The 20,996-nt window shown below is 40.7% G+C and carries 26 protein-coding genes and 1 pseudogene; 20 read left to right on the forward strand and 7 right to left on the reverse strand.

The genetic code is table 11. The features are described from left to right. Positions 1-19 precede the first annotated feature (19 nt). Positions 20-2,401, reverse strand: coding sequence for a putative bifunctional diguanylate cyclase/phosphodiesterase (locus H9647_RS01605; protein WP_191797560.1), 2,382 nt, complete (start codon positions 2,399-2,401; stop codon positions 20-22). A gap of 190 nt (positions 2,402-2,591) precedes the next feature. Between H9647_RS01605 and H9647_RS01610 the strand changes: the two genes are divergently transcribed. The 11 genes from H9647_RS01610 to H9647_RS01660 all read left to right on the forward strand — a co-directional run bounded on the left by H9647_RS01610 (position 2,592) and on the right by H9647_RS01660 (position 10,242). Continuing rightward, entirely contained in the window at positions 2,592-3,077 is a 486-nt protein-coding gene (locus H9647_RS01610; protein WP_191797562.1) for a hypothetical protein, read from the forward strand. A 140-nt stretch (positions 3,078-3,217) separates the two neighbouring features. Next, positions 3,218-3,565 (forward strand): hypothetical protein, encoded by a 348-nt coding sequence (locus H9647_RS01615; RefSeq protein ID WP_191797564.1) that lies wholly within the window; start codon positions 3,218-3,220, stop codon positions 3,563-3,565. A 276-nt stretch (positions 3,566-3,841) separates the two neighbouring features. Continuing rightward, positions 3,842-4,375 (forward strand): RDD family protein, encoded by a 534-nt coding sequence (locus H9647_RS01620; RefSeq protein ID WP_191797566.1) that lies wholly within the window; start codon positions 3,842-3,844, stop codon positions 4,373-4,375. Positions 4,376-4,468: 93 nt separating this feature from the next. Further along, positions 4,469-4,972, forward strand: a complete 504-nt coding sequence (locus H9647_RS01625) for a YcxB family protein (RefSeq protein WP_191797568.1) — start codon at positions 4,469-4,471, stop codon at positions 4,970-4,972. 187 nt (positions 4,973-5,159) lie between these two features. Further along, positions 5,160-5,951 carry a glucosamine-6-phosphate deaminase gene (locus H9647_RS01630; RefSeq protein ID WP_191797570.1) on the forward strand — a complete coding sequence of 264 codons (792 nt, stop codon included), beginning with the start codon at positions 5,160-5,162 and terminating at the stop codon, positions 5,949-5,951. A gap of 10 nt (positions 5,952-5,961) precedes the next feature. Further along, a complete protein-coding gene (locus tag H9647_RS01635) occupies positions 5,962-7,161 on the forward strand; it encodes an N-acetylglucosamine-6-phosphate deacetylase (RefSeq protein ID WP_191797572.1) in 1,200 nt (399 codons plus the stop codon). 124 nt (positions 7,162-7,285) lie between these two features. After that, on the forward strand, positions 7,286-7,678 hold the full coding sequence (locus H9647_RS01640; protein ID WP_191797575.1) for an RDD family protein: 393 nt from the start codon (positions 7,286-7,288) through the stop codon (positions 7,676-7,678). A gap of 147 nt (positions 7,679-7,825) precedes the next feature. Then, a complete protein-coding gene (locus H9647_RS01645; protein ID WP_191797577.1) occupies positions 7,826-8,158 on the forward strand; it encodes a hypothetical protein in 333 nt (110 codons plus the stop codon). Between the two features lie 18 nt (positions 8,159-8,176). Further along, positions 8,177-9,007 carry a VanW family protein gene (locus H9647_RS01650; protein WP_191797578.1) on the forward strand — a complete coding sequence of 277 codons (831 nt, stop codon included), beginning with the start codon at positions 8,177-8,179 and terminating at the stop codon, positions 9,005-9,007. A 63-nt stretch (positions 9,008-9,070) separates the two neighbouring features. After that, positions 9,071-9,508: a hypothetical protein gene (locus H9647_RS01655; protein ID WP_191797580.1), complete on the forward strand. Its 438-nt coding sequence runs from the start codon at positions 9,071-9,073 to the stop codon at positions 9,506-9,508. 62 nt (positions 9,509-9,570) lie between these two features. Next, on the forward strand, positions 9,571-10,242 hold the full coding sequence (locus tag H9647_RS01660; protein ID WP_191797582.1) for an HAD family hydrolase: 672 nt from the start codon (positions 9,571-9,573) through the stop codon (positions 10,240-10,242). Between the two features lie 43 nt (positions 10,243-10,285). Here H9647_RS01660 and H9647_RS01665 read toward each other — a convergent pair whose 3' ends face one another. Then, the gene (locus H9647_RS01665) at positions 10,286-10,507 is read right to left on the reverse strand and encodes a hypothetical protein (protein ID WP_191797584.1); all 222 of its coding nucleotides are present in this window, start codon (positions 10,505-10,507) and stop codon (positions 10,286-10,288) included. Between the two features lie 146 nt (positions 10,508-10,653). Between H9647_RS01665 and H9647_RS01670 the strand changes: the two genes are divergently transcribed. The 3 genes from H9647_RS01670 to H9647_RS01680 all read left to right on the forward strand — a co-directional run bounded on the left by H9647_RS01670 (position 10,654) and on the right by H9647_RS01680 (position 12,175). Continuing rightward, on the forward strand, positions 10,654-11,073 hold the full coding sequence (locus tag H9647_RS01670; RefSeq protein WP_191797586.1) for a GNAT family N-acetyltransferase: 420 nt from the start codon (positions 10,654-10,656) through the stop codon (positions 11,071-11,073). Beyond that, positions 11,070-11,684, forward strand: coding sequence for a hypothetical protein (locus H9647_RS01675; protein WP_191797588.1), 615 nt, complete (start codon positions 11,070-11,072; stop codon positions 11,682-11,684). Before H9647_RS01670 ends, H9647_RS01675 begins: the two co-directional genes overlap by 4 nt. Before the next feature lie 167 nt (positions 11,685-11,851). Then, positions 11,852-12,175, forward strand: a complete 324-nt coding sequence (locus H9647_RS01680) for a hypothetical protein (RefSeq protein ID WP_191797590.1) — start codon at positions 11,852-11,854, stop codon at positions 12,173-12,175. 93 nt (positions 12,176-12,268) lie between these two features. Here H9647_RS01680 and H9647_RS01685 read toward each other — a convergent pair whose 3' ends face one another. Beyond that, positions 12,269-13,525, reverse strand: a complete 1,257-nt coding sequence (locus H9647_RS01685) for a cytochrome P450 (protein ID WP_191797592.1) — start codon at positions 13,523-13,525, stop codon at positions 12,269-12,271. A gap of 157 nt (positions 13,526-13,682) precedes the next feature. After that, a complete protein-coding gene (locus H9647_RS01690; RefSeq protein ID WP_318245257.1) occupies positions 13,683-14,429 on the reverse strand; it encodes a metallophosphoesterase family protein in 747 nt (248 codons plus the stop codon). A gap of 156 nt (positions 14,430-14,585) precedes the next feature. Between H9647_RS01690 and H9647_RS25930 the strand changes: the two genes are divergently transcribed. The 4 genes from H9647_RS25930 (at position 14,586) to H9647_RS01705 (ending at position 16,442) form a co-directional block, all read left to right on the forward strand. Then, positions 14,586-14,720, forward strand: coding sequence for a hypothetical protein (locus H9647_RS25930; protein WP_263621299.1), 135 nt, complete (start codon positions 14,586-14,588; stop codon positions 14,718-14,720). 148 nt (positions 14,721-14,868) lie between these two features. Then, a complete protein-coding gene (locus H9647_RS01695) occupies positions 14,869-15,357 on the forward strand; it encodes a hypothetical protein (protein WP_191797594.1) in 489 nt (162 codons plus the stop codon). 59 nt (positions 15,358-15,416) lie between these two features. Next, a complete protein-coding gene (gene pgsA / locus H9647_RS01700; RefSeq protein ID WP_191797596.1) occupies positions 15,417-15,992 on the forward strand; it encodes a CDP-diacylglycerol--glycerol-3-phosphate 3-phosphatidyltransferase in 576 nt (191 codons plus the stop codon). A 108-nt stretch (positions 15,993-16,100) separates the two neighbouring features. After that, complete coding sequence (locus H9647_RS01705) at positions 16,101-16,442, forward strand: cupin domain-containing protein (RefSeq protein ID WP_191797598.1); 342 nt, start codon at positions 16,101-16,103, stop codon at positions 16,440-16,442. Between the two features lie 245 nt (positions 16,443-16,687). Here the strand turns inward: H9647_RS01705 and H9647_RS01710 are convergent. The 3 genes and pseudogenes from H9647_RS01710 to H9647_RS01720 form a co-directional block, all read right to left on the reverse strand. Then, positions 16,688-17,350, reverse strand: a pseudogene (locus tag H9647_RS01710) (phosphotransferase); the annotation flags it as partial. A gap of 259 nt (positions 17,351-17,609) precedes the next feature. After that, a complete protein-coding gene (locus H9647_RS01715; protein ID WP_191797602.1) occupies positions 17,610-18,836 on the reverse strand; it encodes an RtcB family protein in 1,227 nt (408 codons plus the stop codon). Between the two features lie 39 nt (positions 18,837-18,875). Further along, positions 18,876-19,535, reverse strand: a complete 660-nt coding sequence (locus tag H9647_RS01720; RefSeq protein WP_191797604.1) for a pentapeptide repeat-containing protein — start codon at positions 19,533-19,535, stop codon at positions 18,876-18,878. Positions 19,536-19,777: 242 nt separating this feature from the next. Between H9647_RS01720 and H9647_RS01725 the strand changes: the two genes are divergently transcribed. Next, positions 19,778-20,320, forward strand: a complete 543-nt coding sequence (locus H9647_RS01725; RefSeq protein WP_191797606.1) for a hypothetical protein — start codon at positions 19,778-19,780, stop codon at positions 20,318-20,320. Between the two features lie 52 nt (positions 20,321-20,372). Then, entirely contained in the window at positions 20,373-20,855 is a 483-nt protein-coding gene (locus H9647_RS01730) for an NUDIX hydrolase (RefSeq protein ID WP_191797608.1), read from the forward strand. The last annotated feature ends 141 nt before the right edge of the window (positions 20,856-20,996 follow it).

The raw sequence follows: 20,996 nt of genomic DNA on the forward strand, positions 1-20,996 counted from the left end.
ATGAATGGGATCCCTTCTTTTAATGCTTATCATCTGCTAAAAAAACCTTAAGTTGTTCTGTTGGCATAGGACGCCCTCTAAGATACCCTTGAACTTCATGACATCCTAGTTTACAGAGCAAGGAAAATTGTTGCTCCGTTTCTACCCCCTCAGCGATAACTTTCATACCAAGTCGATCTGCTAATTCAATAATTGTCTGTACAACCTTTGCTTCATTCACGTTCATTGCAATGTCTTGAATGAGGGAACGGTCAATTTTGATATACGTGAATGGAAAACGATTCAACATACTTAGGGAAGAGAATCCCGTACCGAAATCATCAATGGACAGTGATACACCTAGCTCTACCAGAGCACGACAGATTTCTAGTGATTTTTTCGAATCGAATATCGCCGTTCTTTCCGTGATTTCAAGACATACATTTCGCGGAGAAAGTTCATGTTGCTGCAGTAGCTCTGCAATTCGTTCTGCAAACAAAGGTTCTCTGAGCTGATGCGCAGATAAATTGACGGAAACCAAAATATCAGCATACCCCTCATCCACCAACTGCTTCGTTTGTTTAAAGGCGGCATTCAGAACCCAATCACCTATGGATTTTATCATTCCTGTATCCTCGGCGATCGGTATGAATTGAGCGGGGGACACGAATCCCAGTTCTGGTGAATTCCATCGAATTAAAGCCTCTAATCCAACAATACGATTTGTACGAGTATCGATCTGCGGCTGATAATATAGTGTGAATTCATTTTTGGCAAGAGCGGTGCTGAGTCCATTCACGATTGTTAAATTACGTTCAGCCATGGCTTTTAAATTAGGAGTATAGGAATAATATTGGTTACGTCCTGCTTGTTTTGCAGCGTACATAGCAGTGTCTGAACTGCTATACAATGCTTCGATGGTTGTGCCGTCATCAGGCGCTATACTGATTCCAATTGATGCCGTAACGGTGTATGGCTTTCCAAAGATATGAACGGGCTGTTGCAGAGAGGACAAAAGTTCATTAGCGTAACTAATGGCCTCATCACTATGGCTCACGGGCACAGTTATAGCGAACTCATCTCCACCTAGCCGGGAAACGACTGCAGAGGAGGGCATACTCCCGCGAATTTGGCCTGCAACATGCTGTAATAAAAAATCTCCAGCCGAGTGGCCAAGCGTATCATTGATCCATTTAAATTGATCGAGGTCTACCATAATGACGGCCGTTTGTTGATCTTCTAAATCAGCGTTTTGAAGTGCCTCTTCTAAATTTTCCATGAAATAAAGCCGATTACCGAGACCCGTCAAATTATCCTCATACGCTAGTTTTTGCAATTTTGCCTCCGCATTCTTTGTTGCAGTGATATCACGTGTAACCAAATAGCAAAAAATCTGATCATCAATTTCCAAATAGGCGGTGTCAATTTCCACGATCTTTGTTTCGTGTACAAAAGTATTGATTTTTTGTTCCATATGAATCGGTGTCATCGTGCCAAATTTTTCTTTATATAATTCTTTGATCATTTGTTGCTCTTCTTCAGGAATCAGAGAGATTAGATCAATTCCTTCTTCTGGAATTGTATTTGAAATTCCAAGCGATTTCCGAAAAGAGTCATTCATTTCTACAGCGAATCCAAGGTCGTTTACAAGTGCAATCCCTTGTCTTGATAAAGAAAACAGAACTTCAAATCGACGATTAGGCGAAGCGAGAAAGTCATAGTGAATCATGGCGGAACGGATAAAATAAGCCCAGATCAATATACAATACGCGGGCATTATTTCATAAGGGAGTACTCTAAAAAGAGTCTCAGGACCAAATGAATCTTTAAATAAGGAAAACACTGACCAAAAGGCAGTCCATAATAGACAGAGGACGAGCCCTCGTTTGATTCTATGCATACGAAGGTATTCTTTTTGTGACCAGTTCTTATCCCTTCGCTGCCGATTGCCAATCCATAAAAAGAGAAACAACATCAAAAAATTATACCCTGCAATCCCCATGATCATAATCACCATGTAGAAATCCAACTGTTCAGAACGCCAAAATATACTTTGTGTACTTGACACAAAAGCTTCAGGGGGATTTGTTAAAATGGGAATGATACCAATCAATGGGACTAAACAAAGCAAATGTCGGAATAACGGTTTTATTCGTATTTTACTAACCAAGCTATAGAGATAAAGCCCGAGTGTCATCGTTACAAGAGCGCTGATGTATTTCACATACATCGTTACGTATAATCCAGATGCAATTGGCAATGTTTTTGCCCAGAATCCTCCAAGAAAAAATAAACTGAGAGAAAATAGTAATAACATACTTAAGCGATTTAATGTACTGGGAGGATTTTTAAAATAAACTTCAATTCCCATTGCGAATAAAATCAAAAACGGAATAAATAAAAATATAATTTGTAGGATCATGTTGTACATTACCATCGCTCCATCTACTAGACTTCATTAACTCTTATTCGGACAAGATTCTATTTTACAGTATATAACTGGTTAATACATAAAAAGGTTGAATATTAATTATAGATGTGGAATCATAAAACGATATAATAAATGGAAAATAAACCTAATACCAATTGAAATGAATGGGGAGAATTCATTAATGAAGAAGAGAAGGTATACAACAAAGCTCTCCCGAAAAGAATGCCTATCCTTTATTAAAGAAAATATTGATTTTATTCGCTTTGATTTTTATAACGAATCCTTTCGTGGATGGACGAAGTTCGGCATTTTTAGCATTTCGTATAACGATGGGGAACACAACAGGAGAAGAATCGTCCGTAATAAGGCGGTAGGCCGGATTTCTGTAAAAGATGGAAAAACTCATGTTCGTTTTCGTCTATATAAAGGATGGACAGATCCTTTTGCTCTTATATACACGATGTTTCTTTTTTCATGTATAAATTTAATCATGGGCCCTCCGTTTATTTCTGAAATGTTTTTCCTTAGCGTAAGCCTGTTACCTGCGATTATGGTTTTATATTCTTGGTTATACACGATTTTATCAGAAGATGGTCATTCCAATGAGGCGATTTTGCTTGCTTATGTAGAGCGGGTATTTGAACTGGAACCGGAGATGAAGCAGTGATAATGATGAGTCATAGAATCAAGAGAAAGAAATACTTCTGTATTTTTGCAATCGTAATAAGTTGTACTGTTGCTACATTCTATTATCATCGGGATCTGCCCTTCCATCACAATATAGAGGCAGTGATCTATTCTCCAGATATGACATTTGAGAAAAAGACAACGGTAACGCTGGATGGGGAAAAATACAAAAGATTATCGGGTAAGCACCGGATTTCAGGAGAGATTAGAGTGGACGAAGAGTTGTCATATCACTTTACTGCCGATTTGGACGGAAATCAGTACGTGTATATGATTCCTTATTATGATGAGAGTGGAAACCAGCGTACGCTTGGTGTAATCCATATTTCCAAAGATTTAGATCAGGTATGGCTGAGTTCAAGTGAACTCAATAGCCGTTATCAGCTTGATGATGGATATGTCTATGGTCCAGCAAGTTCAAAAAGGGATGTAGGCAATTCGTTAACGAAGATGCTTTATGGTGAGTGAGCAGCGTAGACTGCCTTATTATAAGTTTAAGGAGTGAATGTTATTGTTTGTTATCTCATTGGTGTGTTCATTTTTAATAGGCGTATTATGTGTGAAGTTCGGAATGGATAACTCAAAACAAAGTAAATACAACGAGGAAATGCTGCAAGAGCTTAGGGATATCAAGGAATTACTTGAGCAAAGAAAAGAAAAGTAGAGTACAGGTCACAGTGTGATAATACACATTTTAAGAATGATACATACAGCAAGAATGAGCATATAGGAGGATTTTGCACGATGGATGTAACTACACCGATTCCGTGGAGAAGATATTTTGCTAGAATGTTTGATTATGTGGTTCACGCTGCTCTTTTTCTATCTCTATGGGCAGTGATCGATGAACCAAGTCTTATACGGCAAATGGAACACAGTTCTGCGACCATTGATTTTTTGATGCTTGTCGTGTGGATTGTGATTGAAGGATGCTATATGAATATTCTCAAAACAACACCAGGCAAGAAACTCCTTCATATTCAAGTCGTTCACGCAGATGGAAGTCCAATCGGCAGATATGAAGCTTTTGTCCGTGCACGAATGGTTTGGTATCGGGGAATGGGGATGGGTATTGGAATTTTGCAGCTCATTGCGGGTGTGATCGGATACAGAAGATTAACTAGAAAGGGTTATACCAGTTGGGATGATGATCTGAGGCTTACTGTGAGACATGGCAGGCTTGATACTTACCGGGTTATCCTTTACACCATAATCGTTAGTCTTTGTTCCTTTTGGGTGATCTTTTTATTTGTGAGATATGCTCTAGCAATAAATTAGAATAAAACGGTGGTTTAGGTCGGCAATGTACCGTATGATATGAACAGGACCGACGAATATTTTTATAGGAAAAGAGAGGGATACACCGTATTCATGAAAATTACGATTGATTTAACAAAAGAGGATTACTGGAATATGAACAAGTTTGTTATGTTCCATATTCCGAAATACCGAAACCTGCTGATGCTCACATTCATCAGCCTGCCGATCATTATCATTGCAATGCTTCGTTTCGTACTAGACTATTCTTGGGTAGCTTCTATTATTATCGGAATACTAGTGAGTGCATTATCTGCGTTTTATATGATTTTCTCGATCAAACGCAAGGTTATGAGACTTGTAAAAACAAACGCTGGAACAGTCGGTAAACATGCTATTGAACTTAATGGGGAAGGCATGTACGAAACCACCGAATATAATAATCTCGAGTATTCCTGGAAAGAGATCGAAGCTATTAAATCAGATAAGGATTATATTTATATTTTCGTCAACAGTGTTCAGGCGATCAACATTCCTAAACGTGCTTTTGCGGATGATGAACAAGAGCAGGCATTTGTACATCAACTCGAACAATATACTCATAAGAAAATATCTTAATAAAGAAGGGCCAAGAGCGATATAAAGCTTTTGGTCTTTTTTGTGATTTTATACAGGATAGTCGCATCCCGGTCACGAATGAGAAAACAAAGAACCTCGTCATTTACGTAATTATGCAGTCATAAAGTAAATAGATCGATAAAGAACAGAGTTTGAGATAGGCACAATTCCAAAGGAGGAATGAACGATGGAACAAACCACATCAAGCATGACTTTTTTTCGTGACAGCCTAAAGGTACAGGTGTATGCAGACCGCAAACAGATGGGACTTGCTGCAGCAGTTCTTGTGGCAGATCAAATGAGAAACCTGCTTCAAAAGCAGGAGCGAATCCGGATGGTTTTTGCTGCAGCACCGTCTCAAAATGAGTTTTTGGATGCCCTCGGAAAAGCGGAGGGAATCGACTGGAAGCGGATTGATGCCTTTCATATGGATGAATATGTAGGATTGCCAGAGTCCGCTTCACAGCGGTTTGGTCTATTTTTGAAGCGTGGTTTGTTTGATCGTGTTCCGTTCGGGAATGTTCATTATATCAATCCATCGAAGGAAGCAGAGGAAGAGTGCATTCGGTATACGAAACTGCTGACTGCTTCTCCTGTAGATATTGTCTGTATGGGGATTGGAGAAAACGGACATATCGCTTTCAACGATCCGCCAGTCGCAGATTTTTCTGATCCCGTCTGGATGAAGCGTGTAGAACTGGATGAGGCATGCCGAGAACAACAGGTGAATGATGGATGTTTTGCGAGTCTGGATCAAGTTCCAACCCATGCGTTAACCCTTACTATTCCAGCACTATTATCCGGAAAATATATCTACTGTATGGTTCCAGGCCCGCTCAAACGGGCAGCCGTTACAGCAACCTTAACGGGACCTATAGAACCAAGTTGCCCCGCTTCTATACTGCGAACGCATCAAGGAGCCATTTTGTTCCTAGATGAAGCATCATATGATTCTGAGCTGGGTCTTGGAAAGGAATGATTCTTCCGTTATGAATAAATATAGCGGCACGGCTATAGAAGGTATTCACTACAGGACAGGGGAGAGAATCAGACTCTTTTGTGAAGAGGGAAAGATCAGTGAAATCAAAGTCTTATCTAACACTCCAGATAAACGTAATGAGAGAAGCGGTTATCTTCATGAGATCAAGAAGGAGCTTCCTCTGATTGGCCCGGGACTCGTTGATCTGCAGATTAATGGATTCCAAGGTTATGACTTCAATAATCGGCATCTAACTTCGGAAACGGTAAAGTCGGTAACAAGGTTACTGCGGCAGCAAGGTGTGACGTCCTATTATCCGACGCTAATTACAGAGAGTTCAGAACATATTGAGCGAGCACTTCGCACTATAGCTGCAGCCTGCGCGGAGGATCTAGAAGTGGCAAGCATGATATCTGGAATTCATGTAGAAGGCCCTTATATCTCGCCCAAGGATGGTGCTAGGGGAGCACATGCTTTGAAGTGGGTCAGAAAGCCGGACTTTGAGGAATTTACGCAGTGGCAACAAGCTGCGGAAGGCAAAATTAAGCTAATTACACTCTCACCAGAATGGGAGAATGCAGAGGTTTTTATCCGTCAATGTGTAGCCGCAGGAATTACCGTCTCCATTGGTCATACCTCTGCGTCATCCTCTCAGATCAAGGCTGCGGTTGCTGCTGGAGCATCCATGTCAACCCATTTTGGGAATGGTATACAGGCAGGGCTTCCTCGTCATCCGAATGTCCTATGGGCACAGCTTGCAGCAGATGAATTATCATGTTGTCTCATTGCGGATGGGTTTCATCTTCCAGAGGAAGTGCTTAAAGTAGCCCTGAAGGTAAAAGGAGATCAGGCTCTGCTCGTAAGTGATGCCGTTGCCCTCTGCGGAATGCCGCCAGGGTATTACGATACGCCTGTTGGGGGCAAAGTGATCCTTACTCCGGAAGGCAGACTTCATCTAGCCGAGTCTCCCGAGCTGCTTGCTGGCTCTGCACAGCTGTTGACTAGAGGGATAGAACATCTTACTAGAAGCGGGATCTGTAGTTTAGAACACGCTTGGGATATGGCTTCTGTAATCCCCTCTTCCAAGATGGGCTTATCTTCAGCACGTGGAATTGAGGTTGGTGCACCAGCGGATGTACTCCTGGCTTCCTGGGATGGCGAGCAGTTCAAGGTCCTTCGTACGTATAAAGCAGGAAAGTGCAGCGAGTAGAGCAGACCTCTAAGAAAATCACGTTTTTTTATCATTGAAGAAGTAACTACGCCCACTCTATTGTTGTTATTACATATGAGCTAATCATAAAAGAGAAAACGTAATAGAGCGGAGAGTGAGTGTCATGAGTGTGGTAGCAGGTAATCCTGGGGGGTTTTGGAGACGCTTGGGAGCATATCTCTTAGATTCAATCGTTATCGGCGTTTTAATGAATACATTTATCGGTTTGACAGGTAATACGGCAACAGGATTGCTCATGCTATACTTTTTGCTGCTGCCTGTGTTTTGGAATGGTTTTACTGTAGGCAAGTATCTATGCGGTATCCAAATTCGAAGAGTACTGGATAAATCACCTCCAACCGTAAGGAACATGATACTCCGATTTTTTGTAGGATCTCTGTTGTACGCTGTCACACTGGGAATTGTTCAGATCGTTAGTGGCTATTTTGTTATAACTCGGGAAGATAAACGTTCCATTCATGATCTCATTGCCGGTACAGAGGTTATACGAAGATAATCATCAAAAGATTCCACTGCAAAACCGACTGCGACACAAAGAGCAGTTGGTTTTTTTAACAGAGAGGTAACAAAACCGTCCTATGCTCCGTCCTTTACTTATAAGCTTAACAGCTCGTAACAACAGGTGATGGAGAGGTGTTTTAACTTGGTAAATGGTTCTAATCGCCAGCGGAGTCCTCTTAAAAAGTGGCTTCTGGCGCTCGGTATGATGATGTTAGTCTTTGTGCTGCTCAATCCGACTGAAGATAGGTACCATAGTTGGCTGGAGCGAGAATATGGAATTACACTCGAAGAGTACAATTATTTTGATGGAAAGACTTTTGTTAAAGATGGGGAACGAATGTATGAAACAGGACATACCCGAAATGCTTTGTTTTTCACAATAAAAGATATGGAATTTTACGATATGGATCATAACGAATTAGTATATGAGATTAGAACAGTAGGGATATTGGGAACTTTTTTTGAAAGAAAATAATGATAGGGGGAAGATACTATGAAGCCGATCAAAAGGTCTAAACTCCGTATTAAGCTGGGAACGGCATATTATCGTAGTAGACGATATGTAGAGTGGTATTTCGGAGGAACTCGGTTCGCCCAAAAACAAAGCAGCACCGTATTGCCATATAAAGTTGCATCCCATAAGACTCCGCTGTTACGAAAGTTAAAGGATGTAGATATGTGGCTTCAACATAACAAGATCATCAATTTAAAAATTGCAATGAAACGTTTGAATGGGATTATCATTCAGCCTGGGGAAACATTTTCTTATTGGAAGCTAATCGGCAATCCAAACCGCAGAAAGGGATATGTGGAAGGAATGGTTTTGTTTTATGGTGGCTTTAAACCCGGAATTGGGGGCGGCTTGTGTCAGTTGTCTAATCTCCTCTACTGGATTACCTTACATACCCCTCTGCAGATAACGGAGAGGCATCGACATAGCTATGACGTATTTCCCGATTCAGGCCGAAGTCAGCCATTCGGAAGTGGAGCAACCTGCGCCTATAACTATCTCGATTTGAGAATTACCAATCCTACAGACCGGCCGTACCAGCTTACTCTACAAATCACAGATGAATTTCTAATCGGTTCATGGAATAGTGTAGTTCCACAGGAGCTGACCTATGAAGTGTATGAGAAAGAGCATCGGATTACCCAGGAACATTGGGGCGGACATATGAGACATAATTTGCTATACCGACGTGTATGGAATCAGCAGGAGGAACTGATTGATGATCAGTATATTACAGAGAATCATGCGCTGATGATGTATCAGCCATTTTTGAAATCGGAGAATGAGGTGAATGAACAGCAGGAACAAGCTTAAGATAACCTTGAAGGGCTGACTGCAAGTCTTCGGCTAGAAGGACTAATAGGTAGGAGGTTGAGCATGAGAAGGAAGGACAGAATGCGGAGATCAGGTGGTTTTCTACTTTTATTCGTATGTTTCCTATGTGCTGTGTTTTTACAAGGCTGTACTTCTTCTCGTCCTGCTCTTCAGGGGACAACATTATCCGAGATCTATCCAGGTGATATAACAAAGGTGGACAGAGTAGAACTGCTTGATGGAACAACGGGTAGAACAAAATGGCTGGATGATCCGGGTGAGATCCGTCTATGGATTGGAGGTTTAAAGGATGTGGTACTCATTCCAGAAGAAAATCAGGAGGGAAGTGTCGGCGGGATGTATGTAATCGGATTCTACGAAGGTGAAGAAAGAAAACTTTGGTTTAGTCCACAATCCATAGAAGATGTTTATTATGAAACAAACGAGCTTTTTACAGGTCAAATTCAGTTACTATTCGAGCGTGAATTCAGTACACCATAAGGAAAGGTAACGTAAGGAAGGGTCTCAATACATAAGTGAAAATCCGAAGGGGGAAAGCTCAGATGGAACATATTAAAGCGGTTATTTTTGATCTAGACAATACGCTGCTGGATCGAACGACGACCTTTCGAAAGTTTGCAGAAGGGTTTATGAAGCAGTATTTTGGGCATATCGAATCAACGGATCTATGGCTTGCGCAAATGATTGAGCGCGATGAGGATGGATATAAAAATAAGCCTGTGCTGTTCGCAGAACTGCTGAGCGAATTCCCTTGGAACAACGAACAAAATAAACCGCTCGTAGATGATCTGATGAAATACTATGCTGAGAACTACGTAATAAGTGCTGTCCTTATGGAACAGGCTGAAGAGGTCATTGCTTACGCGAAAGAAAAGTATAAGACAGGGATCATTACGAACGGCAGGAATGCGGTCCAGTATGGCAAAATTGATCATCTCGGGTTAAGGGAACATTTTGATGTGATTGTGGTATCCGAGGAGGCGGGATGCAAGAAACCGGACCCACGTATTTTTCAAGTGGCATTAGAGCGGCTAAACGTAAAACCTGAGGAATGTTTATTTATTGGAGATCACCCGATTAATGATGTGGAGGGGGCGCACATGCTGGGAATGCATACGATCTGGATGAGGGTTAACCAGCCTTGGTGTGAGGCGAACAAGGCAAAACCACTGCACACCATTAATCAAATTGATGAACTGCTACGCATAATGTAATTCTCTTCCTTCTTTCTTAACTGGTTAACTTCTGACCCTATTCTTAATTTTCACTTTCTTTCTGGACAGCCACAGCGTAGAAATAGCTAAGCATCGAGATGATTTGAACGATGGTAAGTGGATCTCTCCATCGTCCGGCTTGTAATGAAAGGATTGTAGAAGTGAAGAACACGAGTAAAGAAAAATACTTCAAATAATTCTGGCTTCCCATTCGGAAAATGAGCAAGACACAGAATAACAGGGCAATACAAAGCAAGACGATCATGGTAAAACTCCTCTACTATTCATGAATACAATTATGTTAACATTAATGAATATTTCATTGGAAGTATATAACAAATATTAAAAAGAAGTCTATATTTAATTTAGTAATGGGATGTCTATGGTGACTGTAGGGAAGAGGTGAAAGCGATGACAGTTTCGTATCCGATTCAGATTAATGAAGTACTAGAAAGACACGAAGTTCCTGAACTCAGAGGCAAAGTGAGCTGGGGGAGAAGGGAGGAAGATTATCCTGCTCTACTAGATCATTGCCTGCTATGGGCAACTGCCCGAAATGAACAAGGAAGATTGGTCGCCTTTGGTTATATTACCGGTCCGGGTGAAGCTTTTGAACATGGATACATGGAGGATGTGATGGTGGATCCAGAAGAGCAGGGCAAGGGGATAGGGAAATCACTTGTTCAGTCATTACTACAGGCAGCGGAAGATAGCGGAATTTCTATTGTGACTGTCAATTACAGTAAGCAGCATGAGTCCTTTTATAAAGAATGTGGGTTTACACCTTGCGGCGGTGCAGTATGGAGGTCCAGAAAGGAAGAGGAGAAATGAGGATACAAGCGGCTCGCAAACTAAAAATAGGCGCTGGTGTGTTGCTTGTTGTAATCGGTGTCTTCCTTGTTCTATCTAGTAACTCAGGAAACAAGAAGGAGGCGGGGATTCATACCTCAGCCCAGACGATTCCCTTAGAAAAAACAGAACTGTATTTAATGAATGGAGTTGGAGAACGGTGGGAGGTCCAGGACTATATGATCTTAATTAGTAACGGACAAATCTTAAGAGGAAATGCAGAGCTCACTTACACAGGCGATCCTAACGATCTTGCTCAAACACGGAATTTTGAAATTAGTTTCTACGAAATAAATGAGGGTGGAGAAAGAAAGGGAGTCTTTTCGCGGGAATATCATCTAGTCAGCAGTAGCAGAACAGTAGATAACCCTCTTAATATTATAGAAAATGCAAAAAATCTCGGTACTAACGTTCACGAGTATTCTTATGACGAGTTAAATAAGGATGAGACCACCTATGAGTCTACTTTTGCTGAAATTATATGGGATGACGAAATGGGAAAGATCCATAAAGAAGTGGTGGATCTGAGCATACGTAGACAAGTGAAGGTAGATCATTATTCAGAAAAAGAGGCATCTTCTGAAAATAAGTAGGAGTTCGTCTTTCGTGAGATGTTAATTAAAGCTGTACATATAACTAGAGCGTATTAGAAATGAGGACATATATGAATTTATTTTCAAAGCGTAGTTTCTTTATTCTGACCGTAATTACCTGTATATTCTTAATCTCAGGTTGTGGGGGTCCGAGTAGACAAGATGTTATGAAATATTTAGAACCTTCTGGGGAAGGTGAGTATGCTGTCCATTTTTTTTACGAAGATAGCTTGCCCATGACGGAAACAAATGAATTAAATATTTTTCATAACTCTCATCCTATTTTTCTAGATACCATTAATAAAATTCAATTTTGGAATCAAGACATAGAACCTTATGAGAAATGGGCCAAGGTACTCGGTATTAAGGATTTTCCCGTGTATTTGGTCATGGATGCAGAAGGGATCGTATTAGAAACTCCCTATTTAAGCAGAGTAAAAGAATTTTTAAAGGAAGAATTGTTGCCAAAAGACACTAATTCTAATCAGTAAATAACCACAGTAGAGAATCAAAAAAGGGGAATCAGAATGAAACCTGATTCCCCTTAGTATTGACACTATTCTTTCAGCTGAATTAAATAAATTTTATTTCGATCTTACATTTTTCAGTACAATGTTGCTGTGGGGTAGTGATGGAATGTCGTTAAAGCTATAACTGAAATCTTGTTCTGGGATCTCATAACTCATTTTATTAGCAAGGTAGTCGAGGCTTTCCTTCATAATCTCAATCGTAATAAACTCCCCAGCACAGCGATGCCCTGTATCGTAATCACCGCCGCCTTGCGGGATGAAATTAAACGGGGTTCCTCTCCAGTCTTTAAAACGATCCGGTCTAAACTGCTCCGGCTGATCCCACAAATCAGGATGGTGATTGGTACCATACAGATCGAGTAGTGTAAGTTCACCCTTCTTAAATTCATAGCCTTGCCATGTGAAATCTTCCTTCACTCTTGCTCCGCTAAAAGGGAAGAATGGATAAAAACGTCGGACTTCCTGAACAAAGTTTTGTAAGTAAGTTTCATCCCCGGAGGCTAGTTTTTCACGTTCTTCCGGTTGCTGAATAACAGCTAAGGCCGTAAAGGTGACATAGATGGAGACCGCTACAATGGGCCGAATAATATTAAGAACTTCAACGGATGCCGTCTCCGGATCAAGCAGCTCTCCCGTTAGGTCACGATGCCAAGAGAAGGTGTAGAGCGCTGTATCTTCTGCTGGATGGATCTTGCCTTCGCGTACTTCTTCCACAAGACCTGTTATCCATTTTTCTGCTTTGGAACGTGCTCGTTTACCCTTCATATGTGCTACGCCAATGGCAGCAGTTGCTTCAATCATGGCACCGAGCCATTCACTTTTTTCCTTCACTTCATCGATTGCTAGAGGGACACCTGCCCATTCACAGGCAATACGGCACAGAAGCTCCTGTGATTCCTCATAGATTTCGATTTCTTTTTTGGTTTCCCAGCGGCCCACGGCAAGACCCCAATGTTTGCTCGTAATCTCTCTTATTTTCTGAAGACCTTCACGAGACATAAGGGACATAAACATCGCTTTCCGGTGATGGTGTTCTTCTCCATCTAAGGTTTGCACTCCGTTCTCACCAAAAAGCGTTTTCAATACTCGCTTGGGAGCTGCACCCTCTCTAACAAATTTCTTGTTGTCATAAAAAAGCTGAGCAGCTTCTTCACCGCGCATGCAGATCGCTTTTTCCCCAAGCAACCGTGTCTCAAACAGATTGGACTGAAATCCAATCGCGCGGTTTGTGATATATAAGTAACCTTCTTTGAGAACGTTTAGCGTATTATCTAATCCTTCTTCTCTTGGAAATGATCTTGTTTCTTCCATTTGATATGACACCTCCTGAATTTGAATTCTATGTACACTTGTATTATTAGATTAATACCCGAATATGAATTCTTTATAACAGAAGGTGAGTAGGAGAAGTGCTATTTTCGCATGTTACTCATTACAAAGAGCTTATATACTAATTTCAATTCCTTATTTATGTAGTCGCTTCACTGCTGACCGCTACAGTCCCTGCAGGGATTGAATGAGCATGGTAGCTGCCATCTTCTCTAATTTCTAATGCATTTAATTGTTTTCCATAAGCACAGGCTCCATCAATACCGATTTTATCTTCCTGAAACCAAATATCAGCCCGCTCGTGTAAATGGACGGTAGGCGTATGACCAAAGACAACGATTTTGTCGAGATTCGTAGCCTGATCATGAAACATCTCTCTAATCCAAATAAAATCATCTTCGGGTTGCTCTTTAAAGTCGGCATAAAAAGGATTGATGCCTGCATGTACAAAGAGATGGGTAGCGTTTTCATAATATAAAGGCAAAGAAGTAAGGAATTCTAGATGGTGGGAAAAATGTGTTTTAATAAAAGCTTTTGCTTGTTCATAAGTTTCCTGATTCAGCTCTTCAGGAGAGCAGGATAAATCACAGTAACTGGCTAACGTTTGACGAGCACCATTTCTAATCCACCGTGCATCTTCATCCTCTAGAATAGCATCGAGAAACAGTTGATCATGATTGCCTTTGAGAACAATGACCCCATGATCACGGTGAAGTGTCATGATCTGGTCTACGACCTCTTTACTGCGTGGGCCACGATCAACGTAATCTCCTAAAAGTATAAGCTGATCTTGCTCGGGCTGATATTTTACTTTGTGGAGTAAGGCGTTAAATTCGTCATAACACCCATGTAAATCACTGATAACAATGGTTCTGATACCGAGCACTCCTTTCAAAAAGATAGATGAAAACAAAGCCAGATTTCATTATTTTCCATTATATCTGAATCAAACGGATTTTGGGATATTTTAATCTATCGTTTATAAAATTCTCTATACGTTTAATTAGTTAACAACAACGAAATATAGAGGGAGAGAGCGAACATGGCAGATAATAGAGAGCGCCCGACAAATCGCAAGAAGAATATGACGATTATCGGTATAATCGTAGTAGTTCTTATCATAGCCGCATTCTTAATGAATTACTTTGGTAACTATACAACAGTAACTGGCGGTTAGGTTAATTACATTATATAAATAAAGTAGATTGAGCTACATACGACAAGCCCTTGCTTTTAGCGAGGGCCTTTTTGTATTTTCATAAATGAATAATAAAAACGTGGATTATCCATAAATTGTAAGATAAACTGATGAAAAGGAGGTACCGATGGTGAAATATCTACTTTTTCTAGGAACGATAATTCTTCTAGTTGGATGTGGGAATACATCTTCTCAATTCATTACACAGCCGAAAGTGCAAACGGAAGAACCGTTTGTACAAGATCCTTTGGAAACAGAGAGCAAACATCTTACATCTCTATCTCCTCAGTACTTAGATGAGAGTAAATATACAGGAGATGAACTTGAGATCGTAAGATTAATCAACCAGAGAGCAGAGTATTTGTGGGAAGGTAACGAAGAAGAATATCTTACGTTATTTACAGAGGATCGTCCGGTATCTCAAATTCCAAATTACCAGATTCAAGAACTTGTGATAGAAGATGAGATCGCTTTTCAAGAACAGAAGCAAATCTATCAGGTTGCGTGCAGAATCAAAGAAATTCATATAGATAAAACAGAGAGTTCTAGAGGATATGTATTCAAAAAAGATAAACAAGATGCGCAAGCAGCTTGGAAGATAGCAGATATTGATTAAGGTAATTGGTCTTGTTTTGTATTTTTTGTAGGAGCTCAGTGAAAAAGGAGGCAAGCGGAATGAACCTCGCCAATCGGATTACCATCGCTAGAATAACAATGATTCCTTTGTTTATGCTCTGTTTTTATTTTTATTCCAATGTCGCAAGTTCGGAACAAGCACCGATCTGGACTACAATGAGCTATGTCTTGACTGTGTTTTTGTTTGTTCTTGCTGCGGGGACAGATAAGCTTGATGGTTATGTGGCTCGAAAATATAATCAAATTACGAACTTGGGTAAGCTGCTTGACCCATTGGCAGATAAGTTGCTTATCTCTGCTGCCCTAATTATGATGGCAGAAGCAGGCATGGTTCCCGGATGGATGACTGTCATTATTATCGGCCGAGAATTCGCGATTACCGCTCTAAGAATGGCTGCTTCTGCGAGAGGAATTGCCCTTCCGGCAGATCAGTTTGGTAAAATAAAAATGGTCCTGCAGGTGATCGCCATTACGGCTGTACTTTTACATAACTTTCCGTTCCGTTTGTTTACCTCTTTTCCTGTAGATCAGGCATTTTTAGCTATCGCTACATTTGTGACCCTGTTATCAGGTTGTAATTATATTATCCGCAACTTGTCCTATCTTAAAAATTAAGAGGTGAAAGAATAATGCATGAATTACGTCAAATAAAATGGAGCCAATCTACGAGAATCTCGCATCCATGATTGTGGAATTATTGGAGGAATGATAGGTGATAACATCATGATAAAAAATAAAGAATCGGCCGAACATTATATTTGGGGAGCAGGCTGTGATGGCTGGAAGCTTGTGAATGATCCGAGGCTAAGCATCATTCATGAAAAGATGCCTCCCAGTACATGTGAATCAAGACATTACCATGAGCTAGCAAGACAATTTTTCTTTATTCTCTCTGGTGTAGTAGAACTAGAGGTGGATGGAGTTATCTACACCCTCTCACAACAGGAAGGGATGGAAGTTCACGCGGGAGCCCCACACCAAATCTTCAACCGTACGGAAGAAGATGTAGAGTCTCTCGTTATCTCTTCACCGAGAACAGCCGGAGATCGGGTGGAGCTTACCTAATGAGAGGAAAATTCACCATAGTGGTATTATCTCCTTCTAGTAGATAAGAGTAAAAAAAGGCTTCTGGCATTTATAATCAAAAAGCCTCTCGTCCAAAGGACGAGAGGCTTTAGTGTTAATACCTAGGATATTTATCTTTATCAGTGTTGTTCAATTAAGAATGTTTCTCCTGTTTTCTCAAAAAGCTTACTGATGATGGCTCTTTTTTCAGCCGTCATGCTAGGACGAAGGTGGTTATAGTCACGTTATTGTGTATCGTACTCCTCTATAAATCGTAATGCACACGCGGCATGGTAATTAGCCAAATCCTTCGCAAACTGCCCATCTGGAAATCCTCTATGAAGCAGTTTCAAACCACCCGATAGTAAGGATATATGATGGTGAAAACGGTAGAATAACATTCTGTTAGGATCAAGCTTATCGTTCTTTAGATATCGGTAGAAATCCCCAAATCGTATTTCTAAAAAACTATGTTCATGCTCGATATCAAAGAACATTGCCCCCTCAATGTCGATCAAAAAGGGTTCTAGTTTGTCATTCACAAGTACATGGTTAGGACCCAGTTCCGCGTGAATAAACCCATACTGCGTTCTAGGTTTGATTCTTGATTCAAGTTCACACAAAATATCGAGTAATTTGTTTTGATTGACCCCAATGTCTTTCATATATGGTGAAGCATACGATAACTGTACTTTGGCATTTTCCATTTGCTCGTAATGGCAGTTCTCGGTCCCCATCTCACTATGATCCGCTTTTCCAAAAGTATACCTTTCGTTAGTATGCATACCAGCGAGCATATCCCCCAGCCGCTCAAACACTTTATCCTGAACTCGTGAATCGGAATGATCAAAATAGGATTCTGCCGTTTGTCCGTCCACATATTCAACAAGCGCATAATCAAATGGGTAACTAACCGGTACCAAAAACTTTTTTCAGATAATCCTGTAGATCAGTCTGGTCGAGATGGCATGTAATGTCCACTAAACAACACTCCAATTTTAGTTTTTGCCGGCATCATTATTGTAAATAAATTCCCTGCCAAAATATAGACTTTTTCTTCGTGAAGAATTATGATGTTGAATAAGGTCTTGAAAAAAATAAACAAAAATCCTTTGGATTAAAGTCCAAAGGATTTTTTTGATGAAAGTCCAGTCTACCGGCAATTAATTACGCTTTAAAATTATATAAAGGTTTAATAATCTCTACAATCTCCAGCGCATCCTTCGTATTCTCCAAAATCTCCTCGATCGGTTTATAAGCCATAGGGGCTTCATCAAGCGTCTTGGTACTTACTGAGGAAGTCCACACATCACGCATTGTATCCTTAAAATCATTCATATCAATGAGGTCTTTGGCACGTGAGCGGCTCATGAGTCTTCCAGCCCCATGGGGAGCAGAAAAGTTCCAATCCGGATTTCCTTTTCCAATCGCAATAATGGAACCGTCACGCATATTGATCGGAATAATCACTTTTTCACCTTTTTTGGCTGAAATGGCACCCTTTCGAATGATCTTATCTTCTGGATTAATATAGTTATGAATGGTAGTGAATTTATCTAATTTTTTGTAGTCGAGCTGCAAAAATTCAGCAATCGCTTTGGACATGCCCTGACGATTAAGCAAAGCAAACTCTTGTGCAGCATACATATCCTCTAGATATTCATCAGCCCCTGCACCTTCCAGAAACATCAGCGGTTTGGGCACTCTGTAGAGTTCCAGTTCCGCGTCATACTTTTGAATAACAGCTGGGATAGTGTCTACATCCCCAGAAGCACGTAATAAGCGAAGTTCTTCCTCGCGCTGCTCCATGAGCTCTTGTATCCGGCTTGTGCAATAACGCTCTGCCTTTTTCTGATGGTAAGTCGCCACCTGGAGGCCCAGGTTCCGGCTTCCCGAGTGAATGACCAGAATTTTGTTGCCTTCCGAATCCACATTAATTTCTATGAAATGATTGCCTCCGCCAAGAGAACCAATGCTTCGCTGATGTTTCTCATAGTCTGTACCTGTTTTCTTAGAGATTCGCTTGATCTGTTCCTGGAGAGCAGGTTTCTGCAGTTTATGCATCACCTTTTGATGGATGGAGTGACCATGTGGAACTTTGTGCCTGATAAAATGATCAAGTAGTGCAAAATCAATTTCTATTTTTCCAAGATAGGTTACCTCCATACCACATCCGATATCGACGCCGATGAGATTAGGAACGACCCGACCTTTTAATTGTTGAGTGTAGCCGATAACACAACCTTTTCCGGCATGGGAGTCCGGCATGATACGAACTTTCGCTCCTTCAAAGGCTTTCTGATTGCATAGTTCAAGCACTTGGCCGTAGGCCGTTTCCTCTAGGTGTGATGTGAAAATTTTAGCTGTATTATACTTTCCGATCGCTTCAAACATACAAATTCTCCTTATGATTCTCTCGTTTGGTACGTAAGCTTATTCTTTAATAACAAGTCCAAAAATCTTGGTGAATAGAATGGCCTGCGCTGGAGAAATAATACAACCTTGAAGATCTTCAAGCGTGGCACCCAAGTTAAAAAATTCATTGTTACTGAGATCAATTCCCTTAAGGCTTGCTCCAGAGAACTGTGACTCGTTTAACATACAACGATCAAATTCTACCTTCGTGAATTCCGAATGATAGAAGTCTGACTTCAGTAAAGAACAGTTTTCGAAAGATACCTGTTTCATGTTACTGAACCGGAACGTAGCATAATCACCTGCGCAGTCTTGAAATACGATGTTCCGAAGAGTGGCAGCTGTGAGGTCCATCCCGATAATTTTGCAATGTTCGAATCGTACCCGGTGCAAAACAGACTCGTTAAAATCAATATTAGATAAGTCACAGTGAGAGAATACCACATCCGTTAGTTCTGCATTTGGAAAGGATACCTGGCTAAAAGTAACATGGCGAAATTGCATTTGATCAAAAAGGATCTTTTCAGCGGTAACATAGGATATTTCTTGTTCTTCGCATACCGACTGTACCCATTCCATCCGGTCGCTTATTATCGTGTTCGAGAGATCTAGTGTATTCAGTTGATGAGGCAGTTTAGGGCGAATGATTTTGAGTGGAGATTTTTCTGTATTCGTCATGGTAAAGTATTCCTCCTGCGATTTGATGTTTTATGTAAATAAACCTGAGTTTATAGCAATAGAGAAGTGTGCCTTCAGGTATTGTAACAAAAACGAGATATCTTTTGATGAGTTAAATGTTCGTAAACGTGGTTTGTCTTGTTATAATAGGGGTAACGGAGCATGATAGCGAGTTATGACGGAGCACGATAAACCGTGTTTTGATAGCTACGTTTATATTATAGATAGGGAGTGCTTGTGCAATGAGACAACAATTTCTGATGAGTTCGTGGAAGACGGCGTCCAAGTTAGTATCGTCCTATTTTAAGAAAAGCTGGTCCATTCACGACTATCCTACCGAATATAGACAGATATCTGGACAAGACGCGGGAGAGGAACAGCAGTTTCCTTGGGAAGCTCGAATCATTAACTGGTACTGGATGAGCGGAAAAGGACATACGAAGCAAGAAGCTTATAAGGCACTACAAGAGAATTTTATGGATTATCAGGCAAAAGGGAATGATCTGCCTAGACCAGGAAGTAAATCAGGAATGGTGTTTACTTCCGTCGATCAGATTAACTATTTAGAGCCAGAAGGCATTATTTTATTCAAAGAGATATTTGGATTGGATTATTACGGGATGTTCATATCGGATGATTCTACATTGTATGATTTCTGTGATACAAAAGAAAAAGCCCAGCGGAAAATCGCCAAAATTCAGGAGAAGTATGGAATCCGGGTGGAGGATATTACAGGTCTGCGAATTGTGGGTATTCTGGAACGTATGCGGGAAGCAGGCGTGTGAGTGTTTTTATCATAAACGAAAAGATTATCTCATTATAAGGGGGATACTTCTATTGCAGATGCCAACACATATTGTGGCCGCAGGCGGAATTGTCGAAGATGAGAACAAACAAATCTTACTAGTTAAGACATTTCATGGCGGCTGGGTTTTTCCTGGTGGACAAGTAGAGGTTGGAGAGAATCTCATGGATGGTCTACGAAGAGAAGTGGAAGAAGAGAGCGGAATTTCTACTCAGGTCATGCAGCTAATCGGCGTATATTCCAATACAGGGATGTATAAGTGGCATGATGGGATAACAGACGTACCGACGAAGGTCATGTTTGATTTTATATGCAAGCCGGTCGGCGGGGAACTCCGCACCTCGGTTGAAACTTCGGAAGTGAAGTGGGTAAAGAAAGATAAGGTTCTCGATTATATTACATCGGGAGCGATCCGTGCTCGGTATGAAGTGTACCTTGAATACAAAGGGTCTGTCAGGTATATGGAGTATGTAACAAAACCAGAGTTTGTCATAAGGGAGAACCGAGATATTTAGGGTTCCTCATATCCATACATATAAAAAAGTGAATAGTGATAACGGTTATGTTCTTATTTTCATCCATGTTCTCATATCCTATATACATAACGCTTTGCATCTGTAATGAATAAAAAACCCGGTCTTCAAGATTTTAATATC

Origin of the sequence: Paenibacillus gallinarum (assembly GCF_014836635.1) — a bacterium.
Lineage (GTDB): Bacteria > Bacillota > Bacilli > Paenibacillales > Paenibacillaceae > Paenibacillus > Paenibacillus gallinarum.